Origin of the sequence: Sphingobium ummariense RL-3, assembly GCF_000447205.1 — a bacterium.
Classification (GTDB): Bacteria; Pseudomonadota; Alphaproteobacteria; order Sphingomonadales; family Sphingomonadaceae; genus Sphingobium; species Sphingobium ummariense.
The window spans coordinates 1-14,485 of the sequence record NZ_AUWY01000033.1; the positions used below are offsets into that span (position 1 = coordinate 1).

Genomic DNA, 14,485 nt, shown 5'->3' on the forward strand with positions numbered 1-14,485 from the left:
ACGAGCCAAGTGCAAAATCCGTCACATTAGGGTGGCTCTTGCAGTGTATCGTCACATTGAGCGCAAACCCACCCTTTTGTGACAGACGAATGGTGTCACTCGGCCCTATCACTCTGGGGTGTACCCAAATGTTATAGGCCGATCAGCCGCCTCACGCTGCAAGCCGTCCAAAATCAATCCGGTCGTTCAGGTCGAGGTCGAAGCGGCCATAAGGGTTCACATGACTGTAGATCAACGGCGTGAGACCACGATAATCTTCCGGCGTCATCCGCCCCGCCCACTTCGGCTCAACCAGTACGGTCTGAAGCATGCGGGTGTTCACATACACCAGCGACGCTTGCAGGAGGTGTAGCGCCAGAACGGAGATTTCCTGCTCATGGATGCGGTTGGTGGCGATCTCGCCGCCCTTGCCGAAGAACACGAAACCATTAGCGCCGTTCCAGTTCTCAACCACATTCAGCCCTTCGTGGATCTCGCGGCGGAATGCCTCCTGACGCAAATACCGGCATAGGAAGATTGTTTTGACCGCGCGGCCGAGTTCACTCAGCGCCTTGTAGGTCGGGTGCATCACTTCGGCTCTGGCAAACCGGAGCAGGATCGCTTCCGGATCGGCGGTGCGCGATTGCATGGCAGCGGCATATTTGACCATTTCGTCATATTGTTGCTCGATCTCGTCCCAGTCGATCGGGCTGGAGAGGATCGGCAGTAAATTGGAAAGCCGCGTGCGCATGCCGGCTTGGGGAAGGGCCAGTTTCTGGCGTGCCACTGCTTTCAGCCGCGGGGCAAGCTCAAATCCAAGGAGTCGGCAGAACGCAAAGCCGACTGCGCTCTGGCCGTGGCTATCGACGTACTGGCGCTGGATTTCCATGTCGGTGCAATGGCGTAGCACGCCTTCGATCATGGAGGCGACCTCCGAGGAAGAGCACCGCTTGAGCTGGGAATAAACGCAGGTCGCGCGCTTCTCCACATGCCAGTAGATCATGACGCCACGGCCGCCATAGCGGGCGTGCCATTCCGTCATCAGGTTGCGGTCCCACGCGCCGAACTTCGTTGAATCGGACGCGCATGCCGTGCCCGCATCTCCCCATACTGCGGCATTGCGGATTGCCAGTGTCGCGTTTGCTACCCGCGCGCACGCCTCCCTCAGCGCTGGCGCGTGGATGAAACGGCGATGGACATGCAGCAATTCCTCGTAACTGACATCGGGTGTTGCGCCAGCGACCCGCTTGAGCCCGGCGTTCGTGCCCAAGCCATAGAGACACAGCAAAAGACGCTGAGCCAAGGCTGCTTTCGACAGGGTAACCCGCGAGGCCGACGTTTCGAAAGCATCCATCAATCCCGTGTCCAGAGCAGCCTCTTTCAACACGTCCAGCAGTCCGGTCATCGGCCAGCGCTGACCGATCTCGCTTTTGATCGAAGCGAGACCCTTCGGTTCGGGCAAGGGCTTGAACGGTGTAATCGATATCCGGTTGTCGCCGCGCCACAGGAGCCGGACCTTGTCGTTTTGTGGAATATTGGCATTGAGGAGCAACAGTTCCCGTTCAAGCTCCTCCCGGATCGAGGCGCAAAACGCCTGCGCATCTGGCGTCAGGCTGAGGCCGGAATAGTACGCATCTCGCCTGATCTCGAAGTCCTTGGGAAGATCGTCATCGGGATTGCGATAGCGATCCGCCCCGACCACCCAGATTTCTTTGGAGCGGATGCGGTCGCGCAGTTGCGTCAGGACGCAAAGCTCATAGCTGATCCGGTTTACCCGCCCATCGTCATCAATGACGGAACTGCGCCATCGCGCTGGAATCACCTCATCGATCGGAACATCCTGCAATGGCACGAAGCGGCATCCGCCATCCACCTTGCTCCTGATCCAGTCGAGGGCCGCCAGGACCGGCCGCCACACCGCGTTGTTCGACCGGAACTCAAGTACGGAAAGCAGGCTTGGCAGCATGCGCCGGTAATGATTGGCCCAGGAACCACGCATCACCTTGTAGATGCGCCGGTCCAGAGCGCCCTTCGCATGGCTCTCCTTGACGATCGCCGCCAGCTTGGCCTTACCGGCGATCGGGAAAATGACATCGCAGATGCGCCCCGATGGTTCATTGATCGAGGCGCTGGCGATCTCGACCAGCAGGCGCTCCTTTCCATAGACCCGCTCGATGTCTTTCGCGATATCGCCCACCACCTTGCGTTTCGAGCGCGTTCCGATCTTGTGAACGGTTTCGATCAGCAGGTCGATCATCGCGTCAGTGAGTTGCGCCTCCCGCGACATTAGATAAATCGCATAAAGGCCGAGCTGTCGCGCCGGCGCATGCCGGCGCATCTCCGAGGCCTTTTCACCGGCAACGCGGCGAACAATCTGATCGACCCATGGCTTGCCCGTAGCCGTCAGGAGATCATGGGGAAGATCAAGTCTCTGGATAAAGGCGAGTTTCTCGGTCACGTCGAGAATGTTGTCGAGCGTTGCCTGTCCGGCGTCACCCTTCATCCTGTTGAATCCGGTCGAGCTGTCCGGATCGGCAAGCGAGGCTTCCAATAACGCCACCGCATCTGACGAAAGCCGATCACTGGCTCCGATCAGCCAGGTGTCCAGATAATCTTGCCGTTGTGAGCGAACGACACGTTCAAGCTCCTTGCGCGACGGCCCATAAATACGCCGGTCCCGGCACCACAGGAAAACATGCTCAAGCATGGCATTGATCGACTGGCCGCCCGGGCACAGCTCGCCAGCAATCCATTCCGTCAATTGCGCGCGATCCACCCGCTTCATGCGGTGATATCCAAGATGGATCAGGATCTCCGCACAATGCCGTCGTGCTGTCCGACTGGAAAAGTCATAACCGGCTATCTCGCCAGCCTCGACACCGAGTTGCTCGGCCAGATACGAGAGGCCATCGGTAGGGATTGAGCCGGGATCGATCGCGAAAAACCCCAGGGAAGCGAAGAATTTCAGCTGTGCGGCGAGGCCAAGGCGCGTCAGGGCCGGCTTCGAATTTACAAAATCAATATCGGCAAAGCTCAGGCTCCATCGTCCGATCAAATCCCCGCCCGGAATACTCCGATCCATCAACCCACTCCCTATGATGGAGCGAACTGTCCTCTTCTATGATTTCCATCGTCAATACCGAATGCCACGTTCCCAAAACGTTCTCCGACTTGGCCAAAATCGCAGCTTGGGGCCGACTGGGCCAATAGGGGATGCCGGAGGCCGATCTTGCGGGGCTGGTCCCCATCGGGGCTGCAAACCTCGATCGGGTATTCAAACATGCGCGAAGGGAGATTCCACGGGGCGGGCAAAGGAAAATCGCGGGGAACCGACAAGGCATGGTTGATGTCGAGAAGGTATAGGTTGGGCGCAAAGCCGCTCTCTACCAGCGTTTCGCCAAGCGTATCGGGGGTCTGATTGTCCATGGCCTTAGTCCTCGATCTCGATTTCAAGGATCGCGCTCCATGGAAGGCAAATAGCTGTCTCTCTCGCATCAATGACGATACCGATCTGATCGACGGCGATGACGCCTGAACGCTCGAACATATCGTCAAGCGTCGTAACGGTGATTAGGAAGCTGTCGGGTCCAGCCAGTTGCTTGCGGATATAGTCGAGCATCATCTGTGTCCTTCATTTTCAAATCGCCAACGGCGATGGCTCTTTCGCCATCGGCCTTGGCGGACACGGACGCCCAAGAACGCCGGGGGATTGGGGGGCAGCGAGAATCTGCGGGAGTGGTGCGCGGCGCAGGGAGCGCAGCGAGTGAGCCACGGTCCCGCTGATTGTCGTTGCTGGGGAAAGGGGGCGGCGCGCTCCTTTCCCCGCTCAACAAGCAAAACGCTGGCGCTGGCGCCGGCACCGATCGGCTACACCGTCGAAGATCCAGTTTAGGTTCTTCGACGGTGCAGCCTGGGCGAAACCTCGCCCCTATTGGACCACCAATTAGGCGCTGTGGCCGCGCTCATGACGCAAAATCGCTATCAGCAGGCACGAAGGCCGCCATTTTCGCGCGGAGCAAGCCGCTTGCTCCCGCTGGGGAGCACTCGACCCGGCGAAGCCGGGGCGTCCAACGGTGCCGATTGCGATGTCGCTGGGGGTGAGCGGGACATTGCGGGGGTGTCGCCGTTAGGCGTTAGAGCGTTGGCCGACTAGGCCAACTCCTTTGATCTCTCTAATATATGACTCTGGTAGCGGTTGCGGATCATTTTGAGACTCACGCTCCTGCCTGTCGATCGACGCGCCGAGTTTCGCGAGAACCTTGGCGAGGGGGCCTTGCAGCAGTTCGTTGGCGAGGTCTTTGCAGGACAGGCGGGAAAGCATCGCCTCCGTGTCGGCCGCACGATCGGCAAGGCGCTGCAATTCATCATCGGGCAGCGGTGCGGGGCGTAGCCAGCGGGGAATGAATTTCATGACCCGTTCGGGCAGCAGGACGCGATAGGCGTTCGAGGTCTGCTCGTAGCGCGGCCCCGGCTCGTCGCTCGCGACGCGGACGAAACGGCGCTGACGGACAAGGAAGCCGATGGCTTCAAGGACAGCGAGGGCGCGCGCGACGGTTGCGCGCCCTAGTCCGGTCTTCTCGGCCAGATCGTCATAGCTGGGAAATATCCGGCCATGGCAGACGCGGGCGATCGTCAACAGGCGCTCGTAAACGTCGATCGCGCTGCGCGTGAGGGACGATAGCAGGCGCTCACTGGCGGACAGGCTGCGCCCCTCCGCCACGGCCGCCCGACGCAGGTTCTTCCCTGCAATCAAGGTCTGCTTGGCGATCCGCAAGAGCCTGTCCGTCTCCCCCGGCGCTGGGGCCGCGAAAAAGGCTTCCTCGAACGTCCCGGCCTCGATGCTGTCGCGCAGCACATGCTGGCCGGTGCGATGCGGCGCGCCCGATCGCGCGGGCTTGCGTCGAATATGCACGCCGCGAAGCGCCGCCAAAGTGGCGTCGCCAAGGGTAACAGCTTCCATCTTCCATCCTCCGTTAGGAGGCTGGGACCGGGCAAAAAGATTGCGTGGCGCGAAGCGCGCATCCTTGATTCGGGGATCGGAAACCGCTATGTCGGGGGCTGACTTGATTAGGCCCTTTAGGCGTTTGGCGACGCTGACATAGGGATTGGACGGTTTTCCGATCCAATATTCGGGATGCCCGGCCTTCGTGCCGGGCTTCTCTTTATGTGGTCACAGCCCAAGCTCCTGTCTGATCTCTGCGAAGTCGTCGGCCGCGAAACGCTCTTTCAGCAATTGACCAACGGCGACCGATCGGTTCGGCAAGCCCATGCGGTCCTGAAAAGCATCAATCGCGGCTATCGCATTGGTCGGGATCGTGAAGGTAACGACCTTCAAACCCTGCTGGGCTTCTCGCTCCCGACGCTTGCGATTTGTCTTGGCTGCGGCCCGCCGTTGCGCTTCCTTCCTCGCCTGCCGATCGGCGGGGGATTCGGGTTCCAGTTCAAAGGTGGGACTCGCTGACATGACGCACGATTATTACATAATCGCAGATTCGCCAAACCAGAAATAAACATGTTTATTCGTATGGCGGACCCGCAAGGCGGGGTGGCCTACTGGCCGCCCTGTCCTTTGCCTGCTTTCCACCGCTTGAAGCTCCGATCGGCCGCAACGAAACTGCGGAGCATGTGGGGAATCAGCGTCTCGACCTCGACCGCTTCACCATAGGCTTCCTTGTAGGCTTCGGCATAGCGGTCCAGCTCGGCCGCCAACTCGGCGTCCAGCGTCAGGCTGACTTTCCGCTGCGCGCCGGGGGTGCCGATCTTGGGCAGGCTCAAGGTCGTGTTGTTCGACATTCGTTGTCCTCTTGGAGATAGTGACGAACCGCCGTGCTGATGAACGACGATAGGGTTGTGACGGTGCGAAATCGCTGCACCAATGCGCCAGCATCCGGCTCAAGCCGGATCGCGAGCTGTTTGACCCCTCCGGGGGGATGCGCGGCGAAGATAATATCCTCGCCCGCATCTATGCGGCGGGTGAGGCTTCTCACGGCGTCGCTGTAGAACTCGCGGACGGTGATGGGGCGGCCAGCTCGCGCGCCCCGTTCGAGAACCGCTTGCTTGACCTGATCGTGCAGACCCGTTGGCAATGTGACATTAACTTGCACTTGTGATTGAGCCATTCCTTGAACTCCTTGCGGCCACGCCTCTTATGGCGTGTCCGAAAGGATCGCGCGACTCTAGTGTTAGGGCCGCTGGTATGGGCGAAGAATCATGTCCTTGTTGACCAGAACCCTCAAACGGGCACCGGATCGGATAGTAATGGTCGGCTGTCGGTTAAGTTCGCGCGTTACAAATTGTTGCCCCGTGCGAGATGCTTCCTGACTAATGGCACCACCGCCAGCGGTTACTAGCTGGTTGTCGCGCGTGCCTGCACTGTCGGCATAGGCTCCGCCGATCGCTATTGCGGTCGATAAAGTAATGCCGGTCAACAAGCTCCCATAGTGGTTGTTGACGCGATCTTTTAGGCCGCTGGCTCCGGTCGCGTCGGTTCCTGTCATGCCGCCGATATTGATCGAATCCCCGTTGGGATAAATGATCCTGTCCCACACGACCAAGGCCCGGTTCTGCTTGTAGGAAACCTTGCTGTCGTAGCGGCCGAACAGGCGTGCGCCCTGCGGGATCAGCAAATAGCGCCCTGTGGCATGGTCATAGACATTCTCGGTGACGGTCGCGACCACATCGCCGGGAAGATCGGAATTGATCGCCGTCACCAACGCGGCGGGGATGACGGCCCCGGCCTTGACCTCGAACGTCGATCGGGCGGACTGGACGCTTGCGGGCAGATAATCCTCCCCGATCCGCGCGCTTTGTATGAACTGCTCCTTTTCCCGCTGCATGTTCTGCCTGCCGGGGGCTTCGGGATCATCCTGCGCGCTATTGGCGTCGGCCATGTCGCGGCCGTCCATGGCATCGCCGGCACCGCCCAGGGCGGTGCCCTGCATCCCGCCATTGGGAAACAGGATGCCCCCCGCGCGCGCTGCCATTTCCTGCTGTATGGCGCGCCCGCGCGCCTGCTCGGCCCGCTGTTGGGCTGGTGTGAGCTGGCGCTGTTGGGATTGCTGGCCGTTGGGCGGGGCTTGTCCTTCCGTTCCCTCCGCACCGTCTGCGGGCAAACTCGCCATACCCGGCGCGGATAGATCGGGGCGGCCGTCGCCATAATTCTGCGGCAACCCATCCAGAACGGGCTTTGCCGTCTGGATGGCGCTTTCCTGTTCCTCCTTTTCGGCGTGGCCGCCCTTCGGGATCACGAAGGCATAGACGATGCCGATAGCGAACATGGCAACGAAGGCGCTGACAATGCCGATGATGACGCTACGCTTGTAGCGTGTGACGCCGGGGCGGTTCGTCTCTAGGATCGAACTGACCGGCTGCTTTTCCTCCGGCGTGAAGGCCGGATCGGCGGTAATATCGCCGCTCATTCTCAAGACCTCCTGTCGCGCTTGCGCTCGATCCGCACAATCTGCTGTTCCTTGGTTCCAAGGCGCAGCTCGGCGGCGGTGATAAGCCGGTCCACCACATAGTAGCGGCCCTGAACGCGATAGTTGACTAGCTCGGCCTGCTTGTTCTCGCCGATCACGAACAGGGGCGGAGCCTCTGTCGTGCCAAGGTCCGGCGCGAACTGGATATAGGTCTTGTGGCCGTCATCAAAGACACGCTCCGGCATCCATGCCGGGGCACGACCGCGCGGCTTCACCGGCCTGATGCGGTAGGCGAAATTGAGGTTATCGACCGATATGTCGCCCTCGATCGCGCCGCCGCCTTGCCCTCCGTCCGCAAGGATTCCTGCGGTCGATAGCTCGGCGAGCTGGTCACGCGGATAATTCCATGAAACAATGCTCGTATAGGCGTCGCTATTATGGCTGATCGCTTCGAGCATGTAGGTGCGCTGGTCGGTGGTGAGGACGATATTGGTCCGTAACTCGCCTTTGATCGGCTTCACGAACACAAGCGTTTGGGCGTTCGATCCGGTGCCCTGTTGCGTCTCGCCCATAACCCAGCGAACGGTATCGCCTGCGGCCTTGGAAATCAGCTTCTCGCCGGGGCGCAGCGCGATCGTGGATATGAAGCGCGGCGACGTGTGAACCTCGTAGATCGCCCCCGGCATATAGTCGTAGAACATGGCGGAATTGATGAAGCCATCCGGCGCGGGAGTTTGCCGGGAAAGATCGTTGGCGCTGCGAATGGTGGTGAGCGGCGCACCGCGCCGCACCGTAGCGCGGGCCGAAGGCTGGGGCCGATTGATCGGCACCAGGCGCGACGGGGGAGCCTGCGGCTCTGCGGGCGCGCTGGCCTCCGGCGCTGGAAGGACTTGCGCTTGCGCGGGAACCAATTGCGTCTGCTGCTTGGCGCTGGCGGCATATCCAGTGGTGCAGCAAAGCATGACGGACGAAAGGGCTATGGCCTGCATGGACCTGACAGGGAAACGCTGCATGTTAGAGTTCCTTGCTCCACTGGAAGTTGGTGATGAAGATTCCGAGCGGGTTGGCGCGTAGCTCCTGCTCCGTCTTGGGAGGCTTCACCCGCACGGTGAAAAGGCCCGTCCAGCGTTCGGGCGGCATCGGCGTGCCGTTGGTGTAGGTCGTTTCCCGCCAAGTCACCTGATAGGTGTCCTTGGTGCGCGGAAGGACGGCCTGCACCTCGATCGTGCGGGCCTCCTGACCGACATTGGCGAAGGGGTCGTTTTCCTTCGCATAGCCGTTCAAGGTCTGCTCGGCCTGCGCGGTGATGAAGTTATAGGCGTTGGTCCAGTTCTGGCGAATGACAACGCCGTCCGTGCTCTTGGACCGGACAAGGCCGACCCAATCCGCTAGGAAATAGGCCGTCTCGGCACGATTAGGCTCATAGACCTGACCGGCTGCGGCAATGCGCCCCGGCTTCCCATATTCGTTGACCGGAACAACATAGGTCGCAACGCGGGTCGTGGTCGCCAGATAGACATTCGAGGCGACGGACACGCCCGCAATGCCAAGGGCTACAAATGCCGCGATACGCCAGTTTTTCGCCTGCACGCGAGCGGACCCGATACGATTGTCCCACTCCTGCGCCGCCTTGGCATAGGGAGTATTCAATGGTGCAGAACCGCCATAACTGGGCGCTGCACGCCGAAAGACGTTCTTCATGGGTTATTCCTCGCTGTGCTCGATATTGGCGGTCATGCCAGCGCCGCGCTGACTGCTGGTGGCGGCCGCTGCGGTCTGCGCGGCCCGCGTGGTTCGACTTGCACGTTGCGCCTTGCTGCGCGCTGCGGCGCGGGCTGTGGTGATTTCAGGCGGTGGTGCGGTGCTGGGCGCTGGCGGGGATTGGGGCGCGGGTGCGCTCGCTTCCGCTGCGGCGCTGCCCTCGTTCGCGGCGAGCGTCGGGACGCTATCCGCCGCTGCGGCGGCTGCACTACTTGTAGTGCTTGCACTACCTGTAGTGCCTGACGGTTGGTCAACGCCGGTAGGCGGCGGCGAGGCGTTCGGGCGGTAGGCACCCAAATCCGCTCCGCTATTCTCGTTGAGAAAGGCACGCACGGCACGGCCATCGGCCATGTCGGGCGGCTCGATGCCCTTTTCGCTGGCGACCTTCTGCGCCGTATCCCTCATGCGGTCTGTCGGGGCTGTATCGAGAGGCGCGCCACTGCCAGAGCCACCACCCCCAGCGGGCATCGTGCCGCCCCCCGATCCGCCGCCCGATGGCGCACCGCCACCGCCGCCCGATGGGGACGGCCCTGGGGCCGGTCCCATAGTCCCGCGTCCAGCTCCACCAAGGGGCGGGATGCCGGTTTGCGCGCCCTCCCGGATCGCACCAGCGGCGGCCTGCGCCTTGGCTGCAATTGCAGCGGGAGCGCCTGCCGCCTTGCCTACGGCGCTCATAGCGCCACGGCCCGCGAGATAGGCACCGCCAGCAGCAGCGGCCACGCCAGCGGTTCCAGCAAGAGCCGCGCCCGCACCGAGTTGCGGGCCGCCCGTCACAAGCGCCGCCGCGATTGACGGAATGGTCAACGACAGCATCATGACCAAGATCGCGGCCAGAAGGATCGAAAGGGCCTGAATACACGCGGCATCGGGGTCAGCCGCGTTCACAAGCGCAATGTTCTCAAAGGTCTTGGAACTGATCGTCACCACAAGGGCGATGACCATGAGTTTCAATCCAACGGAAACGACATAGCCAAATGCCCGTTCGGCAAGGAAACTCGACTGTTTCAGAACGCCGAACGGCACCAAAACAAAAGCGGCCAGCGTCACTAGGCGGAACTCTATCAACGTGACGACTAGCTGAACCGCGACAATAAAGAAGGCGACGATTGTTCCCGCCGCCGCAAAGGCTAGGATCGCAATGGCAGCGAAATTATCGAAGAAAGCAACTGGCCCGGTCCATTCCCCGATACAATCCGACATGGCCTGAACGTGGGCAAATCCAAGTTCAACGATCTTGCTGGGGTTGTTGAGAAAGGTGTCAACGCTGACGTGACCGCCACCGGCCTTCAAACCAAGGGCCGCGAAGCCCTTTACCACGGTCCAACTCAAGCCCTTCCAGTCATTTACTATCCATATGAAGAACCCGAATAAGAGAGTCTTTCTAAATAGATCGCTTGTGACACGGCCGTTTTCATCGAGCGCCCAAAATATTGCAGCAAGGCCAATGGCGATTGTCGCCAAAATCGCCATGATCCCGACAACATCGCCATTGATTAGGCCAAAGCCGCCGTCAATGGCCGATGAAAATGCGTCTAGGAACTTCGATAGAATTGCCGGACCGGCTTTTTCCGCCATGGCGCACCTCTCAAACTCTTAGGGAAGGCTCAATAGCCGTATCCAACCTTGGGCTGTTTGGGCGGGTCGCCGAACGCCTTGCGATGGAGCGCCTTCGCATCAAAATGGCTGACCGCTTCCGCCGCGTTCTTGCAGTCCTCCGCGCTTGCGGAGGCATCTTCGGAGCATTTTGCGACGGCCTCTCTGGCTTCGCTTTCATGCGCCTTGAAGTATTCGACGCTGCGAGCTTTCTCGCCACATGCTGAAACAACAACACATAGCGCGATGCAAACCGGGATGGCTGCGATTTTCTGGATCGCGACCATATCAGTAGCCGTAACCCACAGTCGGTTGCGTGGCCGGCGCACCGAATGTCTTTCTATGGAGAGCTTTCGCCGCCGCCTGTTCGGCCGAACGCTGCGCGTTCGCCGTCTCGGCCGCGCGCATCTGCGTGATAAGCAAGGTCTGCAACCCGGTGAGTTGGGTAGAGAGCGCCGCTAGGAGCTGGTTCGTTGCCTGTATGGCGGCCGTCTGTCCATCGGCCCCCTGCGAGGCCCTGACAGCCCTCGAAACGGAATCCTGCGTGCGCCCTTGGCTCATGGCGATGGCGTTTTGCGCCTCCATCGCCTCGCGTCGGGTATCACGCGAACGGGCTTCCCAATCCTGCTGGTGGGTCTGGATTTGATCCCATGACGATCCGAGTAGATCGCGCGGGTAAATCTGATCCATCTGCGATGTTAGATTCTTGGCATTGTAGCCGATGCCGTTCGCGTCGCGCATAATCGACGTGGCATCGTTGATGATCTCCGAAAGGTCCGGGCTTATGTCGGTGGTGATCTTGTTGAGCATCCGGGTTTGCGCTTGGAGCTGGGATTTCAGCGCCGTCACCTGATCCGTGGCGGCCTTCACCTGTTTGACCATCTGCGCGAGCGCCTTCACGTCGATGACCGGCATAGCCGCGTAGGCTGGGGCGATCGGCGTAAGCGCCGTGGTCGTGATCGCCCCCAGGGCGAGCACGGCCGCAAAGGCACGCGATTTCATGCTTCTTCTCCTTCTGCTGCTTGGACGGGATCTACCCCTTGCCGGGGCCTCAATGGTGGGTGGGGCTTGGCGACAAGCCGATAGGTGATGGCGAGCACGGCCAAGCCGATCGCGCCGACAAACAGCGGGAGCGGGCTGCGGAGCATCCATCCCAGCGCAAAGGCGAGATAGAAGGGCGTCATCGCGCCGATCAGGGCGACACGCTGCCGGCGACGTGTCGCCGTGAGCCATGGCAGGAGGGGACGCGGGATCATGCCGCTGCGTCCGAGTTTCGAGCCTCATCGCGAAGGAACTCCGCGACGCTGGGCAAGCCTTTCATCTGGAAAAAGGTGGAGGCGAAATCCCAGCCCTCTTGCGCGCATCGTTCCGCAACCCGGTCCATCAACTTGTGATCCTCCGGCGAGCTGGACGCCACGGCCGCGAGCGCGACGGGACCAAGCCCCAGCTCGAACAGGCGATTTCCGGCGCGGCTCTGATAGTAATATTCGCGCTTCGGGATTGCCTTCGCGATAAGGTCGATCTGCTTGGTATTCAGCCCGAACCGCTCATATACCGCCTGAATCTGCGGGCTGCGGGCATCCGGGTTGGGCAGGAAAACGCGAGTGGGGCAGCTCTCCACCAGCGCGGCTGCGATCGAGGATTGCAGCACATCGCCAAGGCTCTGCGTCGCGAACACCACGGCGACATTCTTCTTACGCAGCGTGCGTAGCCACGCCTCGATGCGCTTGGCGAAGCTGCTGGATTCGAGAAACAGCCATGCCTCGTCCAATATGAGCAGCGTCGGCCGACCGTCGAACCGGCGCTTTTCGAGCACATGGAAAAGGTAGGTGAGGACAGGGCCGACCGCCGCCTTGTTCTCCATGAGGGCTTCCATCTCGAAAGCCATCCAGTTGCCGCCGCTAAGGACATTGGTGTCCGCGTCCAGCAAGTGACCGTGGGGGCCGTCCAGCGTGTAGGGAATGAGCGCATCCTTGACCGCCTTGTCCTGAATCGAGGCGGCCAGCATGGTAAGGGTGCGCTGATCTGCGGGAGCGGTCGCAAGGTTGGTGAGGGCGCTCCATACGGCGTCCTTCACCGCTGGGGTGATGGGGACATTTTCGGCCGTGATAATGTCCAGTATCCATTCTTGCGCCCATGCCTGATCCGAAGGCGTGTCGATCTCGGCGAGGGGCTGGAAGGCAAGCGTGGCGCGATCACCGCCAAGGTAGAAGAACGAGCCGCCCGTCACCAGCGTTGCCGCCCGCGACGATGCGCCCTTGTCGAAAATGAAAACCTGCGCGTCGGGATAGCGAAGCCATTGGATCGCGATCGTGTTGAGCAAAACCGATTTGCCGGAGCCGGTGGGGCCGATAATCTTGGTGTGGGCGACGTCGCCTTGGTGAAGGTCGAGCCGGAATGGCGTGGAACCGTCGGTGCGCGCATGAATGAGCGGAGGCAGGCTCTCGGTCGCCCCGCGCTTCTGCGCCTCCGCTGTCAGATGGGCATTGATGACCGGCCCCGACCAATTGGCGGAGACGGGCAGCATGTCGCATAGGTTGAGCGTCGAAACGAGCGGTCGCCGAACGTCCGCATAGGCGTGACCGGGCAGGCTCCCTAGCCATGCCTCAACGCCGTTCACGTCCTCGACCTTGGCGACGAAACCGGCACGGTTGATGCTCGATTCCACCTCGCGGACCTTGGCGGCCAGCCTGTCGGGATCACGATCGGTAAGGGTGATCGTGGGCGTGAAATACCCCATGCCCGCGCTGTCGGAGCCGATAACGAGCATGGCGGCCTCTGCGTCGAGAGACTTGGCGATAGCGTCGCTGTCCTCAAGCATGGACGGCTCTTTGGTGATCGCCTCCTTTATGAGCGTGGAGACGCTTTTGCGCTTGGCGAACCACCGCTTGCGAATGGTGGCGACGGTCGCGCGCGCGTCCTCCTTGTCGAGAGGCAGGAAGCGGCAAACCCAGCGATACGGGATACCCAGCGAATTGAGCCGATCCAGCATCCCCGGCGTCGATGATGACGGGTAGGACCGGATTGAAATGGTCCGCATGTAGTGCTTGCCAAGGCGCGGAAAGAGGCCCGCCTGAAAGTCGTCGTCGGTAAGCAGCGCGTCCAGATAGAACGGCACATCGGGCGATTTGACCGGGTGGCGCTTGGTCGAAATACAGGAATGGAGATAGGTCAGCGTCTCGTCGTCGCTCATCTCGCGGATTTCCGGCATGAAGCCGGAGAGAATGTCGCCGACCTGTCGCACCACGGCCTGAAAGTCGCGCAGCGCCGTGCGATACATAGCTTCCGCGCCGTGCCCTGTCGGGGCGTTCTCGACCACGAGGCTCGCCGCCCGCCCGATATTTTCCTCCGGGGGCAGATAGGTGAACGTCATGAAATAGCGGCTCTCGAAATGCGCTTCTTCGGCCTCGAACGCCGCGCGCCGTTCTTCATCGACAAGCTGCGATACGGGATCGGGAAAGAGGCTGTCGGGATAGGTCTGCGAGGGCACGCGCAGGGCCTCCACATGGAGGCACCAGCGCGATCCCAAGCGGCGCAACGCGTTGTTGAGCTGCGATCGAGCCGATATGAGGCCGGATTGCGTCGCGCTCGCAAGGTCCGGCCCCCGGAAGGTCAGCGATTTTTGGAAGCTGCCATCCTTGTTCAGGAGAACGCCGGGAGCGATGAACGCGGCCCAAGGCAGATGATCCATGAGGCGAGCGGCCTTCGGCCGATATTCTCCGATATTGAACATT

At 61.1% G+C, this 14,485-nt stretch carries 15 protein-coding genes; all 15 read right to left on the minus strand.

The genetic code is table 11. The features are described 5' to 3' along the window. Nucleotides 1-151: 151 nt before the first annotated feature. The 15 genes from M529_RS28570 to trbE all read right to left on the minus strand — a co-directional run bounded on the left by M529_RS28570 (nt 152) and on the right by trbE (nt 14,484). On the minus strand, nt 152-3,061 hold the full coding sequence (locus tag M529_RS28570; protein ID WP_021224283.1) for a Tn3 family transposase: 2,910 nt from the start codon (nt 3,059-3,061) through the stop codon (nt 152-154). An 11-nt stretch (nt 3,062-3,072) separates the two neighbouring features. Beyond that, nucleotides 3,073-3,405 (minus strand): hypothetical protein, encoded by a 333-nt coding sequence (locus M529_RS49625; protein ID WP_161626319.1) that lies wholly within the window; start codon nt 3,403-3,405, stop codon nt 3,073-3,075. A 4-nt stretch (nt 3,406-3,409) separates the two neighbouring features. Then, nucleotides 3,410-3,601 carry a hypothetical protein gene (locus tag M529_RS28575; RefSeq protein WP_021316672.1) on the minus strand — a complete coding sequence of 64 codons (192 nt, stop codon included), beginning with the start codon at nt 3,599-3,601 and terminating at the stop codon, nt 3,410-3,412. Between the two features lie 504 nt (nt 3,602-4,105). Then, nucleotides 4,106-4,834: a helix-turn-helix domain-containing protein gene (locus M529_RS28580; RefSeq protein ID WP_236617639.1), complete on the minus strand. Its 729-nt coding sequence runs from the start codon at nt 4,832-4,834 to the stop codon at nt 4,106-4,108. Nucleotides 4,835-5,149: 315 nt separating this feature from the next. After that, complete coding sequence (locus M529_RS0124145) at nt 5,150-5,443, minus strand: hypothetical protein (protein ID WP_031294332.1); 294 nt, start codon at nt 5,441-5,443, stop codon at nt 5,150-5,152. A gap of 86 nt (nt 5,444-5,529) precedes the next feature. Next, nucleotides 5,530-5,772: a DUF2274 domain-containing protein gene (locus M529_RS28585; RefSeq protein WP_021316675.1), complete on the minus strand. Its 243-nt coding sequence runs from the start codon at nt 5,770-5,772 to the stop codon at nt 5,530-5,532. Beyond that, nucleotides 5,751-6,098 (minus strand): hypothetical protein, encoded by a 348-nt coding sequence (locus M529_RS49000; RefSeq protein ID WP_152522525.1) that lies wholly within the window; start codon nt 6,096-6,098, stop codon nt 5,751-5,753. Before M529_RS49000 ends, M529_RS28585 begins: the two co-directional genes overlap by 22 nt. A gap of 63 nt (nt 6,099-6,161) precedes the next feature. Next, nucleotides 6,162-7,397: a TrbI/VirB10 family protein gene (locus tag M529_RS28595; protein ID WP_021316677.1), complete on the minus strand. Its 1,236-nt coding sequence runs from the start codon at nt 7,395-7,397 to the stop codon at nt 6,162-6,164. Nucleotides 7,398-7,399: 2 nt separating this feature from the next. Further along, complete coding sequence (gene trbG, locus M529_RS28600; protein ID WP_031294336.1) at nt 7,400-8,410, minus strand: P-type conjugative transfer protein TrbG; 1,011 nt, start codon at nt 8,408-8,410, stop codon at nt 7,400-7,402. Nucleotide 8,411: 1 nt separating this feature from the next. After that, nucleotides 8,412-9,098, minus strand: a complete 687-nt coding sequence (gene trbF, locus M529_RS28605; RefSeq protein ID WP_021316679.1) for a conjugal transfer protein TrbF — start codon at nt 9,096-9,098, stop codon at nt 8,412-8,414. A gap of 3 nt (nt 9,099-9,101) precedes the next feature. Beyond that, nucleotides 9,102-10,733 (minus strand): P-type conjugative transfer protein TrbL, encoded by a 1,632-nt coding sequence (trbL, locus tag M529_RS0124155; protein WP_021316680.1) that lies wholly within the window; start codon nt 10,731-10,733, stop codon nt 9,102-9,104. A gap of 29 nt (nt 10,734-10,762) precedes the next feature. Next, a complete protein-coding gene (locus M529_RS0124160) occupies nt 10,763-11,038 on the minus strand; it encodes an EexN family lipoprotein (protein WP_021316681.1) in 276 nt (91 codons plus the stop codon). Between the two features lies 1 nt (nt 11,039). Next, nucleotides 11,040-11,753 carry a type IV secretion system protein gene (locus M529_RS28610; RefSeq protein WP_021316682.1) on the minus strand — a complete coding sequence of 238 codons (714 nt, stop codon included), beginning with the start codon at nt 11,751-11,753 and terminating at the stop codon, nt 11,040-11,042. Continuing rightward, nucleotides 11,750-12,007, minus strand: coding sequence for a hypothetical protein (locus tag M529_RS49630; RefSeq protein WP_021316683.1), 258 nt, complete (start codon nt 12,005-12,007; stop codon nt 11,750-11,752). Before M529_RS49630 ends, M529_RS28610 begins: the two co-directional genes overlap by 4 nt. Beyond that, a complete protein-coding gene (gene trbE, locus M529_RS28620; protein WP_021316684.1) occupies nt 12,004-14,484 on the minus strand; it encodes a conjugal transfer protein TrbE in 2,481 nt (826 codons plus the stop codon). The genes M529_RS49630 and trbE overlap by 4 nt, the downstream gene beginning before the upstream one ends. Nucleotide 14,485 lies beyond the last annotated feature (1 nt).

What these genes read in the sequence shown, in the direction of transcription:
- M529_RS28570 (WP_021224283.1), bottom strand. Translation starts at nt 3,061, where the DNA reads ATGGATCGGAGTATTCCGGGCGGGGATTTGATCGGACGATGGAGCCTG.
- M529_RS49625 (WP_161626319.1), bottom strand. Translation starts at nt 3,405, where the DNA reads ATGGACAATCAGACCCCCGATACGCTTGGCGAAACGCTGGTAGAGAGC.
- M529_RS49630 (WP_021316683.1), bottom strand. Translation starts at nt 12,007, where the DNA reads ATGATCCCGCGTCCCCTCCTGCCATGGCTCACGGCGACACGTCGCCGG.
- M529_RS0124145 (WP_031294332.1), bottom strand. Translation starts at nt 5,443, where the DNA reads ATGTCAGCGAGTCCCACCTTTGAACTGGAACCCGAATCCCCCGCCGAT.
- M529_RS49000 (WP_152522525.1), bottom strand. Translation starts at nt 6,098, where the DNA reads ATGGCTCAATCACAAGTGCAAGTTAATGTCACATTGCCAACGGGTCTG.
- M529_RS28575 (WP_021316672.1), bottom strand. Translation starts at nt 3,601, where the DNA reads ATGATGCTCGACTATATCCGCAAGCAACTGGCTGGACCCGACAGCTTC.
- M529_RS28595 (WP_021316677.1), bottom strand. Translation starts at nt 7,397, where the DNA reads ATGAGCGGCGATATTACCGCCGATCCGGCCTTCACGCCGGAGGAAAAG.
- trbF (WP_021316679.1), bottom strand. Translation starts at nt 9,098, where the DNA reads ATGAAGAACGTCTTTCGGCGTGCAGCGCCCAGTTATGGCGGTTCTGCA.
- trbL (WP_021316680.1), bottom strand. Translation starts at nt 10,733, where the DNA reads ATGGCGGAAAAAGCCGGTCCGGCAATTCTATCGAAGTTCCTAGACGCA.
- trbG (WP_031294336.1), bottom strand. Translation starts at nt 8,410, where the DNA reads ATGCAGCGTTTCCCTGTCAGGTCCATGCAGGCCATAGCCCTTTCGTCC.
- M529_RS0124160 (WP_021316681.1), bottom strand. Translation starts at nt 11,038, where the DNA reads ATGGTCGCGATCCAGAAAATCGCAGCCATCCCGGTTTGCATCGCGCTA.
- M529_RS28610 (WP_021316682.1), bottom strand. Translation starts at nt 11,753, where the DNA reads ATGAAATCGCGTGCCTTTGCGGCCGTGCTCGCCCTGGGGGCGATCACG.
- M529_RS28585 (WP_021316675.1), bottom strand. Translation starts at nt 5,772, where the DNA reads ATGTCGAACAACACGACCTTGAGCCTGCCCAAGATCGGCACCCCCGGC.
- trbE (WP_021316684.1), bottom strand. Translation starts at nt 14,484, where the DNA reads ATGTTCAATATCGGAGAATATCGGCCGAAGGCCGCTCGCCTCATGGAT.